This is a genomic window from Haloferax sp. Q22 (assembly GCF_001482285.1).
Classification (GTDB): Archaea; Halobacteriota; Halobacteria; order Halobacteriales; family Haloferacaceae; genus Haloferax.
In genome coordinates this window covers 61,905-74,520 of the sequence record NZ_LOEP01000018.1, presented here as the reverse complement: position 1 = coordinate 74,520, position 12,616 = coordinate 61,905, and the positions used below count along the sequence as shown (strand labels likewise).

The window sequence follows — 12,616 nt, the reverse complement described above, 5'->3', positions numbered from 1 at the left end:
GACGTGTCGTCAGGAGAGCGTCAGCGTTCGTCGTCCCACGCGTCCCGGCAGTCGTCGTCGCAGAAGTGCCGCGCCTGCACGGCGCCGTCTTCGACCCACGTGACGACGCGGTGCGTCGGGTTGTTGGCAACCGGCTCCCCGCACGTCGCGCAGGCCGGGGCGTCTTCTGGGTCTACGTTCTCTTCCAAATCGGACGTGGGATCGACCATCGACAGCCAGATGGCGGTTCCGTGCACTTCAACCCGTCTCCGCCGGCAGAAGTCGCCCGACGGGGCGGATTCCCCCGCGGAACTGTGGAATCCACACCCGTGCGAGGGGAACCGAAGCTATGTATCACTCCGTACTCCCACTTGGTGCAACGTTTTGTAACCAACGGATATTGTCAATCACTACCACACTTAGTGAAGGTTATGTAATCACCGTCGCGTGTGTATAGGTGACGGCGAATGTCAGAAGTGCCCGCCTCTCAGGATTCGGTTGCAGGGACCGCTGACCGCATCGGCGCGGATACCACCGGGGATTGCTTCCTCCATAGCGTCGTCGTCACCTATCGAGGGAGCCCGGACCAGGTCACCGTCTACCCCCGGCGCGACAGCTGCTGCGACCGAATGGAGGCGTGGCTGACCGCCGACGCCGACGCGTTCATCTCGCTCGACGAGATGTGCTGAGTCACCGCCGACGCGGTCGCCGCGCACCCGACGAGAGCGCACGTCGCCGATAGGCCCCCTCGCCGCCGCGTCGGCTCAGCCGACGAACTCGGCGTCGGACAGCGTCTTTTGTACCGCTTCTTCGCCCACCGCCGCAGCCAGCGCCTCGAAACCGGCGCGCTCGGCGCGGTCGCGGGCGTTCGCCACCAGCCGCGAGACGATGAACTCAGGCGTGGACTTGCCGACCGTCCCGAACCGCGGCTGGTAGTCCACGCGCAGTTCCAACTCGTCGGTCAGCCCCTCGGCGAAGATGCCGTCGATGCGCGCCTCCGGCGGGAGCGGGCTCAGTTCGTCCGCGAGGTGCGTGACGTAGACGCCGAACGCGTCGCGCTCGACGGTGAGGTTCACGAGGCCGTTGAGCAGGTCGGCCGCGCGGCCCGGCTCGGTGATGGCCTCGAACTCGTCGACGAGCATCAGCGTCCGTCCGTCGCCCGACAGCGGCGGGACGATAGACTTGAGCGTCGATTCGAGGACGCCCGCGTTGAAGCTCGCGTGCCGGCGGTGGAACACGACCGAGTCGAACCGGCCGACGACCGCCGACTCGGCGGGGACCGGAAGCCCCATCGACGCGAGGATGGCGACCTGCGAGAGCGTCTCCAGCAGGGTCGTCTTCCCGCCGCTGTTGGCCCCGGTGAGGACCGACACGCGGTCGCCGACCGGCGGCGTCGGCCCCGACGCGCACGCGAGTTCGTGGTCGCCGACGGCGTAGGAGACGGGCTGTGGGTCGTCGATGAAGAGGTTGCGCGCACCGCAGACCGCCAGCCCCGTCTCGGCGATGTCCGGCCGGGTCAGGTCGTACTCGTCGGCGAACCGCGCGAGCGACAGCGACAGCGCGACCTCGTCGACGGCCTCGACCGCGAGGTCAACGTCGTCGCGGGCGGCCCAGATGCGGTCGCGTAGCTCCTCGGCGACGGTCTCCTCGCGGGCGGCGGCGTCGGCTTCGAGGTCCTCGACGAGCGCCCGGAGCGACGCGCTCACGAAGTCGGTCGCGTCGCGGGCGTCCTCGGCGGCGACCGCTTCGACCTCGCCGCGCGAGAGGTCGGTCTCCTGTGCGACGTACTGGACGAACGCGGCGCGGAAGTCGTCGAGCGAGCGGACGCCCCGCGACTGGATGGTTTCGAGCACGTCGAACGAGCCGGATTGGAGTTCGTTCGCGGTGTCGAGCCGGCTCCGCAGGCTGTCGAGACGGTCGTCGGCACCCGCGGCGACCGAGCCGTCCTTGTCGACGTAGCCGAGCGCGCCGAGCGCGTCGCGGAGGGCGTCGGGGTCAGCTTCCTCCAGCGCGTCGAACGGCTCGCCGCGGAGCCCGGCCTCGCGGAGTTCGAGCGCGGCGCGGACGGCGGCGCGCTCGGTCTCGCCGGCCTCGTCGTACTCGCGGAACGCCGCCTCGACGGCATCGCGGGCGTGGTCGTCGAGGTCGGCCCACGCCTCCCGCGCCGAGAGGATGCGGTCGAGGCGGTCGCGTCGGGCCTCGACGGTCGGAAGCGGCGTCAGGACGCGGATGCGGTCAGCGGCGTGTTCGGTCAGCGCGCGGTCGCTCGCGAGCGACAGGAGGTCGTCGTACACGTCGCGGGCGTCGCGGGTCGCCAGCGCGTCGATACCGGCCTGTCCGTCGGCGCGGCGAAGGATTCGAACCGCGCGCCCGCGGGTGACGCCGGCGTCGACGAGCGCCCGCACGTCGGCCGACTCGATGGCGGCGACCGCCCCCTCCCTGCCGAGAGCCGATTCCAGTCGGTCCGAGGTCTTCGGGCCGACTCCCCAATAGTCTTCGAGTCGCATACCGGGGGCGTCTCACCGGGCGCTCTTAGGTCCATCCGTCGGCCGGTGCCGCCGCTGTTCGAGGGGTGGTCCGCGAAGAAAATATCAGTGTGACGTGACGCGCTGGTCGGTGTCGGTGTCGGTCGCCTCGTCGGGATGGAGCAGCTGTCGGCCGGGCACCGACTCCGCGTCGCGGTCGAGGTCGCGGGCGGCACCGACCGCGAGAACGGTTGTGAGCGTTCGGACGGCCCGCTCGTGGTCGGCGCGGCAGTCACGGAGGGCCATCGGGCCGATTCCGAGTTGGTGGTACGGTTCGAGGTCGGCGCTCGTGAGCACCCCGCGGTTGCGGTAGTCTGTGGCGATTTCCACGAGCAGCGAATGCACGTGAATGAGCTCGTTTTTCTTCATGGATTGCACGTATGTGCTCATCCGGCGTAAATGGCGCGGTGATGCGTGCTTTTGGTCTTGTATCTGCATCGGCTAGAAATGAATGTACGCCCTGGGGACACGAACGAAACACCCGTCGCTCGTCGGGCGATTTCGCGGAAAGGGAGTTGGGGTTTGGGCAGGGACACGTCCCCAGGGCGGAGAGAGGGGGTAGGTTGTCGATTCCGCCGTAGGGTCGTGCGGGCACGACGAGTGACCCGGGCAGGTCACTGTGGCCATATAGTCGGATGGCGCGGTCGATACTAATTCACGGCCCTACGTGGTTAGGTCTGGTTCGGGCCGACCGAGAAACGCACAAGTCAGTGGGGGTTAGAGTCGGGGTATGCACGCACGACGGGACGCCGGTTCGAGGGGTGGTCGAGACGGATGACCGACGAGTCTCCGCAGTCGGTCGACGACCCGTCTGCGACGGAGCGCGAACTGCGCCAGCGACTCGACATCCTCGCGACGTTCAACGAGGTCGTCGCGGACGTGAACGAGGCCATCGTCGACGCCGGCGGGCGCGCGGACATCGAACGCCAAGTCTGCGAGCGACTCGTCCAGACCGACGAACTCCGGTTCGCGTGGGTCGGCGTCGTTGACGAGACGACCGGCGACGTGGAGCCGACCGCGTGGGCCGGCGTCGAGGACGGCTACCTCGACGAGATAGACGTGTCGGTGTCGGCAGAGCGCCCCGAGGGAAACGGCCCGGTCGGCCGCGCGGTCCGGTCGAACGCGGTGCAGGCGACCCACAGCATCGCCGACGAGCCGGCGTTTGGACCGTTCCGCGAGCCGGCACTCGAACGGGGCTACCGCTCGGCGGCGTCGGTGCCGCTCGTCTACGACGACGCGCGCTACGGCGTGCTCACGATGTACGCCGAACACGAGCGGGCGTTCACCGCGGAGCTCGGCGAGCCGATTTCGAATCTCGGCCACGCCGTCGCCCACGGCATCGACACCCACGTCCGGCGGGAGCGCGAGCGCGAACTCGAACGCCGCGAGCAGGCGTTTTCGCGCATCGTCGAGGACATCGAGGAGTACGCACTGTTCCGCCTCGACGCCTCGGGTCGCGTCGAGAGCTGGAACCGCGGTGCGGCGGCCATCAAGGGCTACGATACGGAGGAGATACTCGGCAAGCACATCGAGACGTTCTACACCGACGAGGACGCCGAAGACGGCCTGCCAGAGCGCCTCCTCGACCGAGCACGAACCGAGGGCCGAGCGGAGAACGAGGGGTGGCGCGTCCGTGCCGACGGCACTCGCTTTTGGGCGTCTGTCACCATCACCGCCCTGACCGACGACGCCGGTGAGGTCATCGGCTTCGCCAAGGTGACCCGCGACATGACCGAGCGGAAGCGCCGCGAGCAACAGCTCGACGCGGTGTTCAACAGCACGTTCCAGTACATCGGGCTGGTCGAACCCGACGGGACGGTCCTCCGGGTGAACGACGCCGCGCTCGACCTCGTGGACGCCGACCGCGACGACATCGTCGGGTCGCGGGCGTGGGAGACACCGTGGTGGCGCGGCGACGACGAGCGTATCGCCGACCTCCGGGACGCCCTCGACCGCGCGGCCGACGGCGAGTTCGTGCGCTACGAGGTCGAGATTTCGCGGGAGAACACGGACCGGCCGGTCGTCATCGACTTCTCCGTCACCCCGGTCCGCGACGACGACGGCGAGGTGTCGCTTCTGGTCCTCGAGGGCCACGATATCACCGCCCGCAAGGAGCGAGAACGGGAGTTGCGGCGCGAACAGGAGCGACTGGAGTTCGTGAACCGCATCATCCGGCACAACCTCCTCAACGGGCTGAACGTGGTCGGTGCGCGGGCGGACATCGTCGAGGACTTCGTGGACGACGCGGGGCTGACCCACCTCGAAACGATACAGGGGCGCGTCCGCGAGATGACCGAACTCGTCGGGACGATGCGGACGTTCATGAAGGTCATCGTCGAGCGCGAGTCCCACGAGTTCCGGCCGCGTCGAATCGACGAGGCGGTCGACCACGGCGCGGAGTCGCTGCGGAGCGAGACCGACGCCGCGAGCGTCGAAGTCGGACGACTCCCCGACGTTTCGGTCGTCGCCGACGACCTGCTGGACGAGGTCATCGAGCACCTGCTGAAAAACGCCGTCCAGCACAACGACAAGCCGAACCCGGCGGTCGAAGTCGAGGTGGGGGCCGGCGACGACGCGGTCGAACTCCGCGTCTCCGACAACGGCCCGGGCGTTCCGGACGAGGAGAAACACCGCATCGTCGACCAGCGCATCGAGGACCTGTCGAACCCGGGCAACGGCTTCGGCCTGTTTCTGGTCCGCGAAATCGTCGAGAGCTACGGCGGGACGGTCGCAATCGAGGACAACGACCGCGGCGGGGCCACGTTCGTCGTCACGCTCCCGCGAGCGTGAGTTCGGCCCGCGGTCGGCTCGCGGGTCGGTTCGCAGTCGGTCACGGGAGTCCCGCGTCCGTCAGAGACGACCGAATCGGGTCACTGAACCGCCTAAATTCCACCTGCTTCGATGGGCAGATATATTACCGTTCGCCGTTACTGTGTGTTCGATACGATGGTCACCGAACGCTCGGCGCGCGAGAGCCCCGGACAGCGGGCCGCCGAGCAGGTCGTCCTCGTCGTTGACGACGACGAGGACCTCGCAGACACCTGCCGGTACTGGCTCGACGGCGAGCGGTTCGCCGTCGAGACCGCCTACGGTGGTGAAGAAGCCCTCAACCGACTCGACGATACCGTCGACGTCGTCCTCCTCGACCGCCGAATGCCGAACGTCACGGGCGACGACGTGCTCGACGAGATTCGCGAGCGCGACTTCGACTGCCGCGTAGCGATGATGACCGCGGTCGAGCCGGACACCGATATCGTCGACATGCCGTTCGACGCCTACCTCGTCAAGCCCGTCTCGGAGTCGGAGGTCAAAGAGACGGTCGAAGAACTGCTCGTGCGGTCGGGCTTCGAGTCCGAGGTCCGCGAGTATTTCGCGCTCGAATCCACCGAGGCGGCACTCGACAGCCGGGACGTGGAGGAACTCCGCGAACCCGAGGCGCTTTCGGACCTCCGCAGCCGGCTGAAGGCGGTGCGGGCCGAACACGAGGCGGCGATTCGCAACCGCGAGGCCCAGCTCGACCGCCTGAACCGAACCAACGAGCTCCTCCGCGACATCGACCGGGCGGTAATCGATGCGCGGACCCGCGACGAAATCGAACAGACCGTCTGCGACGCGGTCGCGAGCGCCCACGAGGCCGCGGTCGTTCTCAGACGCACCGCTGCCGGCACGCTCCGGTGTACCGCCGCGGCGGGCTACGGACTCGAACCCGCGGGCGTCGACCTCGACTTCGTCGACGAGGCGTTCGACATCGACGGAACGGTCGAAGACGGCTTCGCCTTCGAGGACATCTCCGAGGCGCACCGCGCGGCGGTGTTCGGCGACGCCGCCGCCGACCTCGACGCCGTGTCGGCGCTCTGTGTCGCGATCGACTACCGCGAGACGACGTACGGCGCACTCGTCGTCTACGACGAGACCGACGGCTTCGACGAGGAGTCCGTAGGACTGTTTTCCGACCTCGGCGCGACCGTCGGCAACGGTATCAACGCGACCCAGAGCAAGCAGCTTCTCAACGGCGACAGCGTCGTCGAACTGGAGTTTCAGATCGCCGGCGCGGGTGACGCCGGCGTGCTCGCCGGGCTCTCGGCGACGCTCGACTGCCGGCTCTCGCTGGACGGCGTCACCCGCGCCGGCGACGAGCTCACCTGTTTTGTCAGCGTCGCCGGCGCGTCGGGGTGCGATGCGGTCGCGGCCGCCATCGACTCGGACGACGTCTCGCAGGCCCGCGTCGTCGCCGACGGCGACGAGGAGTCCGTCGTCGAACTCCGCACCGACGCCGAGGCGGTGCTGTCGACCGCCATCGACCACGGCGCGAGCGTGGAGCGGTTGACGCTCTCCGAGGGGAGCGGCACCCTCGCGCTCCACGTCGCGGCCGACGCCGACCACGGCGCGCTCGTGGAGGCGGTGACGGCGGCCGCACCCGGCGTCTCGGTCGTCGCAAAGCGCGAGGTGGAACGGTCCGTCCAGTCGGCCGACTCCTTCCGGCGGACGCTCGACTCGAAACTGACAGACCGGCAGAAGACGGTCCTCGAAACGTCGCTCGTCTCCGGCTACTTCGAGTGGCCCCGCGGGAGCACGGCCGAGGAGGTCGCCGACTCGCTCGGCATTTCGCCGCCGACGCTCCACGAACACCTTCGGACGGCGGAGCGAAAGCTCATCGAGACGTATTTCGACGAGTTGAATCCCTCGGCGGCGGACGACTGAGGCGGACGGCTACCGACCGTCGAAAGGAGATTAGTCGAGTTTGGCTTCGGGCGCGTTGCCGACGAATCGGTCGGCGGCGTCGAAGACGTCGCCTTTGGTGACTGGCTTCGTGAGCACGGCGTCAACGGGGAGGTCGGCGAGTTCGTCGCCGGGTGTGGCGCTGAGCATGACGACACCGAACGACGCCGGGTCGACTCGGCGGCGGAGTTCTTCGAGGACGGACTCGCCGGAGAGACCGGGGAGGTTGCGGTCGAGGAAGACGAGGTCGACGTCGTCGTCGAACGCCTGGAGGGCCTCACGCCCGGAGTACGCGACTCGGACGCGGTAGCGGCGTTCGAGCCACAGCGCGAGGCTATCGGCGAGGGCGGCCTCGTCGTCGACGAGGAGGACAGTCGGCGCGTCGGGCGTGGGTGTCTGTGTCATGGCTCGGACCGTGGCTACGTCGGTGTCGCGGAGGCGGTCGGTCGGGCTCGGGCGTGGTCTGTCGAGGGTGGACGCCGGTCGGCAGCGGTCTCGCTCACGCGTCGTTCATTCGCTGGGACCGCGTGTTCCCACAGCGCGTACAGCGCGTGACGCGGTACGGCTCGCGGGAGAACTCGCGGTTCTCGCGTTTCCGGCTCTCGGTCTTGATTTCGATGGAGACGTCGTGCGGCGTTCGGGCTTCACACGACTGGCACTCTTCGACGAACTCGTTATTTCGGGGACTGCTTTTACTCTTCGACATAGAGCGGTCGTAGCAGTAGCTATGGACTGTGTGCGGTTGAATGCGGAACCTAATCGATTTGGGAGGTAGACCAATCGAGAGGCGGCGGCCGCTCGTCGGTCGAAGAAAACTACTCCGCGGGGACGATTTTCTCGTCGTACTTGTCGCGGAACTCCTGGATGAGCGTACCCATCTGGGCGTACCAGTCGTTGAGCATGCGCTGCATGTCGTCTGCGACCTCGTTGGGGTCGGTCGGGTGGTAGACGTGGTAGTAGCCGCCGTGTTCGTAGTTCACCTGTTCCTTCTGGATGAGCCCCGCCTGCAGCAGGCGCTGGATGGAGCGGTAGGCGGTCGAGCGCTCCCGTTCGACCGCTTCGGCGACCTCGTCGACGGTCAGGTGTTCGTCGGTCTCGACGAGCACCTCGAAACACCGCCGGTCGAGTTGCTTCAGTCCGTGGAGACACTCGAGGAGCCCCTCGCACTCCATGTCCGATTGCAGGTATTCGACCATCGAGCTAGCCATTATCGGTTCGGGCTACGTGGTCAGCCCTCAAAAGGGTTTGTATAGTTTGCACAACACCGGGGGAGAAACGGCGGCCCGGTGTCGCGGATTCGGGTTCGATGCGAGTGAGGTTCGCGTGCGAGCCGTCGCCTTCAGTCGGCGGTCGAACTCCCGGCGGCCGAAGGCGCGCGCATGGACTTGACGGCGCTGTAGAGCACCGCGCCGGAGACCATGAGCGCCGACCCGAGGATGAGCGCGAGACTGACGTAGTCGAGGACGCCCATGCCGAGGTAGTTCCCGGCCTGCCGCACGGCGACCGCGAGCGCGCCGAGGAGCAGCATCAGGCCGAAGTAAATCTTGATCTCGTCCTCGTCGACGATGGAGGTCGCCGCGGAGCCGACGCGCGCACCGAGCGCCGAGCCGGCGAGGAGCGGCGCGACGATAGAGAGGTCGACGCCGCCGGACTGCGCGTAGAGGAACGAGCCGATGCCGCCCGAGAACATGATCTCGAACAGGTCGGTCCCGACCGCGATAGGCACCGGGACGCCGATGAGGTAGAACAGCGCGGGCATGCGAATGAAGCCGCCGCCGACGCCGAGGAAGCCCGAGAGGAGCCCCGTGGCGAACGCGACCAGGAGAATCATCCACAGCGAGACCTTGACGCCGCCGCGGAGGGTTATCATCGGCGGGAGCGAGTAGCTCTGAATCTTCTTCGCCAACTCGGGGATGTCGTCGGCGTCGATGTCGGCGTCGCCGTCTACGTCGTGGCTGACGCCGCCACCGTTCCCGCCCTTTAGCGCCTCGTAGGTGACGAACAGCCCGATACCGCCGAGCAAGAGCACGTACGTGACGCTGATGATGTTACCGGCGAGTCCGAGTTCTTCGAGGTAGAGGACGATTTCCTTCCCGACTTCGAGGCCGACCGTGGTTCCGATGATCATCGAGATGCCGAGTTTGTAGTCGACCTGCCCGAGGTCGCGGTGCTTCAGCGTCGCGATGACGGAAGTCCCGAAGACGAACGCGAGGCCGGAGCCGACGGCCACACGCGAGGGATACCCCATGACGAGCAGCGCGGGCGTGACGAGGAACGACCCGCCCATGCCGAAGAAGCCGAACAGAACGCCGATGAGGACGCCGAACGCGACGAAGAGCGCCAGCATCCCGGCCGACATGCCGAATAGCTCGAACACGCTCACTCACCACCGATGGCCTTCCGCACGGACGGTCCGAGCGCGGCGGTCAGCGCGCCGTAGCCGACGTACAGCACCATCGCCTCGACGAGAACGACGCCGACGAGCGCGGCGGCCTGTGCGTTTCCGCTCAACGTCTCGATTCCGAACATCTTACCAGCACCCCTCGGGGCGCTCAGAGTGTATTGCACGCATCATACTTTCTTGTACATGGCTGGCTAACCGGAGTGAGGATATAACGCTTTTGGGAATACTGTACAATACCATATCGTCATTGCATACTCATAAGTTATAGATTGACCATAGAAATACCACTTAATCGGGGCATATTTTGTATCACACGACGTTACGAACATATTTCTCCGCTATCTATGACAAAATAACTGTTTGCTTATTGTGCAATACTGTATCCGAGCGTACTGAAATGGAGAAATCGCGGTCGAGAGGCACTCATCACTGCATTCACGGGGATTGCGGCGACCGCCGAACAACCCGCTGTCGGCGGAGACGAACGCCGGAGTGGGACACCGCGCGCGAGCCGCCGCCCGGATTCAACAGTTCACCGGAGCGGAGCGGCGGGGCGCTCAGTCGCCGTCGCTCTACGGTCGAGAGACGAAAAACAGGAAAGAACGAAGTCCGATTCGCCAGCGGGGCGGGTCAGTCGGCAGAGGTGCCGGTCGCGGCGCTCTCGGCGCGGCGGGCGCGCCAGAGTCCCTGCAGGTATGCGCCGACGAACATCCCGCCGATGGCGATGAGGATGGGGTAGTTGCCGACGCCGAGGCTGGCGTAGGCCGCGCCGGGACAGATGCCGGAGATACCCCAACCGGCACCGAAGACGACCCCTCCGACGACGACGTTCTTGTCGAACGATTTCAGGCGTCGGCCGTAGTCGCGCCCGGTGAGGGGCGCTCGGTCGCCGAACGCCTCGGCGAGCGCGAAGACGGTGCCGGTGACGACGGCGGCCCCGCCCATCACGAAGACGAGGCCGAAGTCGTCGAACTGGAGGAAGTCGAGGACGACCTCCGGTCGGGCCATGTTGCTGACGGCGAGGCCGAACCCGAATATCAGGCCGCCCGCGATGACGACCAGCATGAATCCGAGTCCGCGTTCGTCGTCGCTCACGGCGACACCCCCAGCGCGCTCAGGAGCTGTGCGACCCCGATGGCGACGAGCATGAACGTGGCGACGTTGACGAGCGAGGTCCGCGAGCGAGAGCCGACGCCGCAGACCCCGTGGCCGGACGTACAGCCCTTCCCGATGCGGGTGCCCACGCCGACGAGCACACCGCCGACGGCGAAGCGCCACGGCTGCACGTCAGAGACCCACCAGCCATCGCCGAACAGGACGGTGTAGAGCGCGGCCCCGGCGACGATACTCAGGGTGAACACGACCCGCCAGTCCCGCGAGGCGACGTACTTCGCCTTGTTGAACCGCGGGAGGTCGGAGACGTACGACAGCGTCGATTCGAGGAAGGTGCTCGCGCCGGCGATGATGCCCGTCCCGAGGTAGATGACGGCGGTCCCGAGTCCGATGAGGAGGCCGCCGAGCGCGTAGTGCGCGATACCGTTCGGGAAGAGCCCCTCGACGAGGAGCGGCGTCAGACCAGACATTTAGTTCGTCAGGGCTTCGTTGCTGGCCGCGCAGTTGTTCGGCCCGAGTTCGAGCTCGAAGGCGCGGTCGTCGTCCGACTCCTGCACGCCGAGGTTCGTCTCGATGATGTCGATGTAGTTGGCCGGCCGCGGCGGCATGTCCGAGAGGATGAACTCCACGAACTCGTCTTTGGGCATCGAAAGTGCGTCCATCGTGTCCTTCAGTTCCCCGAGCGTGGCGGTGTAACTGCCGTCGTCGGCGGGGATTGCCGCGTCGCTGAAGTGCGCGGAGGCGACGATAGCGTCGTCGTCGTGCGAGAGGACGCGCTCCTGCAGGGAGTCGTAGAGCATGCCGGCCGCGTCAGGCGCGCCCTCGTCACCGTCTTCGAGGTCGGGGCGGGCGACCGACTCGATGAACAGGCCGTCGCCCGTGAACAGCACGTTGTCGACCGTGTAGGTCGTCATGCCGGTCGTGTGGCCGGGCGTGTGGATGGCCTCGATGTCGGTGTCACCGACGGTGAGCGTCTCGCCGTCCGCGATGGTCTCGTAGGGCGTGTCGTAGTCGACGCCGCGGGCTTCCGCGGCCTCGGGGATGACGCCCGTGACGCCGTGGTCTTCGACCAGCGTGCGGACGCCGCTGATGTGGTCGGCGTGGATGTGCGTGTCGATGGCGTACTTCAGTTCCGCGCCGAGCGCCTTCGCGTCGGCGACGTACTCGTCGGCGAAGTAGCGAAGGGGGTCGACGACGGCGGCCTCGTCACCGTCGACGACGAGGTACGCCAGACAGCCGCTGGAGGGGCGCTGGTACTGCGCGACGAGCGCGTCGCCGTCGGTCTCCAGTTCGGTGTACTCGTAGATGCTCGCCCAGCCGTTCATGCCGCGTTCGAGCGCCACGGCGTCGTAGCCCTCCTGAATCAGGAGCCCGGCGACGTACTCCGAGGAGTGGCCCTTCGCACAGAGGACGACGAACTCCTCGTCTTCGGGCAGGTCTTCGAACAGCGACTCGTCGAGCTCCTCGTCGAGGAACTCGAAGTAGGGGATGTTGACGTGCGAAACGTTCTCGCCGTCGATGCGCCAGTCCTCGTGTTCCGACGGCACGCGGTTGTCGAGGATGGTGAGCGCCTCGCCCTCGTCGATGCGGGCTTTCAGCGTCTCGGGCTCGATGACTGGCACGTCGACTTCGAGTTCCGGCAGGTCTGGAACGGTCATGTATGCATCACCCACTATCGGTGGGTCCGACTTAAGCTTTCGGATGGTAGTTTGAGTTTCTTGCAATACTAACTCAGAATCCATCGTCAGAACGTAGTGCGATTTCGCACTCGTGCGAGCGTGCAATGGTTCTAACCCCCGTTTAGCCACCGATTCCGGCACGCATCGATGCCGAGCCCAAGTATTGTGTAGTCTACCCAAGAACCGACACACTTTTA

General features: G+C 66.7%; 14 protein-coding genes. 3 read left to right on the top strand and 11 right to left on the bottom strand.

Features of this window, described 5'->3' with window-relative positions; genetic code table 11:
• Window positions 1-20 precede the first annotated feature (20 nt).
• Entirely contained in the window at window positions 21-209 is a 189-nt protein-coding gene (locus AM590_RS08160; RefSeq protein ID WP_058827044.1) for a hypothetical protein, read from the bottom strand.
• Window positions 210-446: 237 nt separating this feature from the next.
• Here AM590_RS08160 and AM590_RS08155 point away from each other — a divergent pair, with 237 nt between their 5' ends.
• Window positions 447-668, top strand: a complete 222-nt coding sequence (locus tag AM590_RS08155) for a hypothetical protein (RefSeq protein ID WP_058827043.1) — start codon at window positions 447-449, stop codon at window positions 666-668.
• Between the two features lie 75 nt (window positions 669-743).
• On the opposite strand, the gene AM590_RS08150 is transcribed toward AM590_RS08155, so the two are convergent.
• Together AM590_RS08150 and AM590_RS08145 are read right to left on the bottom strand one after the other, a co-directional pair.
• The gene (locus tag AM590_RS08150) at window positions 744-2,486 is read right to left on the bottom strand and encodes a DNA mismatch repair protein (protein ID WP_058827042.1); all 1,743 of its coding nucleotides are present in this window, start codon (window positions 2,484-2,486) and stop codon (window positions 744-746) included.
• A gap of 84 nt (window positions 2,487-2,570) precedes the next feature.
• The gene (locus AM590_RS08145; protein WP_058827041.1) at window positions 2,571-2,873 is read right to left on the bottom strand and encodes a UPF0058 family protein; all 303 of its coding nucleotides are present in this window, start codon (window positions 2,871-2,873) and stop codon (window positions 2,571-2,573) included.
• 405 nt (window positions 2,874-3,278) lie between these two features.
• Between AM590_RS08145 and AM590_RS08140 the strand changes: the two genes are divergently transcribed.
• Window positions 3,279-5,294 (top strand): PAS domain S-box protein, encoded by a 2,016-nt coding sequence (locus tag AM590_RS08140; protein ID WP_058827040.1) that lies wholly within the window; start codon window positions 3,279-3,281, stop codon window positions 5,292-5,294.
• 156 nt (window positions 5,295-5,450) lie between these two features.
• Entirely contained in the window at window positions 5,451-7,205 is a 1,755-nt protein-coding gene (locus AM590_RS08135; protein WP_058827039.1) for a bacterio-opsin activator domain-containing protein, read from the top strand.
• A gap of 30 nt (window positions 7,206-7,235) precedes the next feature.
• Here AM590_RS08135 and AM590_RS08130 read toward each other — a convergent pair whose 3' ends face one another.
• The 8 genes from AM590_RS08130 to AM590_RS08100 form a co-directional block, all read right to left on the bottom strand.
• Complete coding sequence (locus AM590_RS08130; RefSeq protein ID WP_058827038.1) at window positions 7,236-7,628, bottom strand: response regulator transcription factor; 393 nt, start codon at window positions 7,626-7,628, stop codon at window positions 7,236-7,238.
• A gap of 94 nt (window positions 7,629-7,722) precedes the next feature.
• Window positions 7,723-7,929 carry a hypothetical protein gene (locus AM590_RS08125; RefSeq protein WP_058827037.1) on the bottom strand — a complete coding sequence of 69 codons (207 nt, stop codon included), beginning with the start codon at window positions 7,927-7,929 and terminating at the stop codon, window positions 7,723-7,725.
• A 109-nt stretch (window positions 7,930-8,038) separates the two neighbouring features.
• Window positions 8,039-8,419, bottom strand: coding sequence for a helix-turn-helix domain-containing protein (locus tag AM590_RS08120; protein WP_004977164.1), 381 nt, complete (start codon window positions 8,417-8,419; stop codon window positions 8,039-8,041).
• Between the two features lie 143 nt (window positions 8,420-8,562).
• Window positions 8,563-9,582, bottom strand: coding sequence for a sulfite exporter TauE/SafE family protein (locus AM590_RS08115; RefSeq protein WP_058827036.1), 1,020 nt, complete (start codon window positions 9,580-9,582; stop codon window positions 8,563-8,565).
• A 20-nt stretch (window positions 9,583-9,602) separates the two neighbouring features.
• Complete coding sequence (locus tag AM590_RS20795; protein ID WP_172795776.1) at window positions 9,603-9,752, bottom strand: hypothetical protein; 150 nt, start codon at window positions 9,750-9,752, stop codon at window positions 9,603-9,605.
• A gap of 505 nt (window positions 9,753-10,257) precedes the next feature.
• Window positions 10,258-10,722: a DUF6691 family protein gene (locus AM590_RS08110; protein WP_058827035.1), complete on the bottom strand. Its 465-nt coding sequence runs from the start codon at window positions 10,720-10,722 to the stop codon at window positions 10,258-10,260.
• Window positions 10,719-11,210 (bottom strand): YeeE/YedE family protein, encoded by a 492-nt coding sequence (locus tag AM590_RS08105; protein WP_008093165.1) that lies wholly within the window; start codon window positions 11,208-11,210, stop codon window positions 10,719-10,721. Before AM590_RS08105 ends, AM590_RS08110 begins: the two co-directional genes overlap by 4 nt.
• Window positions 11,211-12,398, bottom strand: a complete 1,188-nt coding sequence (locus AM590_RS08100; RefSeq protein WP_058827034.1) for an MBL fold metallo-hydrolase — start codon at window positions 12,396-12,398, stop codon at window positions 11,211-11,213.
• Window positions 12,399-12,616: the final 218 nt, after the last annotated feature.

Excerpts from the sequence above, each read along its gene's own strand:
- AM590_RS08160 (WP_058827044.1), bottom strand. The coding sequence starts at position 209 with ATGGTCGATCCCACGTCCGATTTGGAAGAGAACGTAGACCCAGAAGAC.
- AM590_RS08155 (WP_058827043.1), top strand. The coding sequence starts at position 447 with ATGTCAGAAGTGCCCGCCTCTCAGGATTCGGTTGCAGGGACCGCTGAC.
- AM590_RS08150 (WP_058827042.1), bottom strand. The coding sequence starts at position 2,486 with ATGCGACTCGAAGACTATTGGGGAGTCGGCCCGAAGACCTCGGACCGA.
- AM590_RS08145 (WP_058827041.1), bottom strand. The coding sequence starts at position 2,873 with ATGAAGAAAAACGAGCTCATTCACGTGCATTCGCTGCTCGTGGAAATC.
- AM590_RS08140 (WP_058827040.1), top strand. The coding sequence starts at position 3,279 with ATGACCGACGAGTCTCCGCAGTCGGTCGACGACCCGTCTGCGACGGAG.
- AM590_RS08135 (WP_058827039.1), top strand. The coding sequence starts at position 5,451 with ATGGTCACCGAACGCTCGGCGCGCGAGAGCCCCGGACAGCGGGCCGCC.
- AM590_RS08130 (WP_058827038.1), bottom strand. The coding sequence starts at position 7,628 with ATGACACAGACACCCACGCCCGACGCGCCGACTGTCCTCCTCGTCGAC.
- AM590_RS08125 (WP_058827037.1), bottom strand. The coding sequence starts at position 7,929 with ATGTCGAAGAGTAAAAGCAGTCCCCGAAATAACGAGTTCGTCGAAGAG.
- AM590_RS08120 (WP_004977164.1), bottom strand. The coding sequence starts at position 8,419 with ATGGTCGAATACCTGCAATCGGACATGGAGTGCGAGGGGCTCCTCGAG.
- AM590_RS08115 (WP_058827036.1), bottom strand. The coding sequence starts at position 9,582 with ATGTCGGCCGGGATGCTGGCGCTCTTCGTCGCGTTCGGCGTCCTCATC.
- AM590_RS20795 (WP_172795776.1), bottom strand. The coding sequence starts at position 9,752 with ATGTTCGGAATCGAGACGTTGAGCGGAAACGCACAGGCCGCCGCGCTC.
- AM590_RS08105 (WP_008093165.1), bottom strand. The coding sequence starts at position 11,210 with ATGTCTGGTCTGACGCCGCTCCTCGTCGAGGGGCTCTTCCCGAACGGT.
- AM590_RS08100 (WP_058827034.1), bottom strand. The coding sequence starts at position 12,398 with ATGACCGTTCCAGACCTGCCGGAACTCGAAGTCGACGTGCCAGTCATC.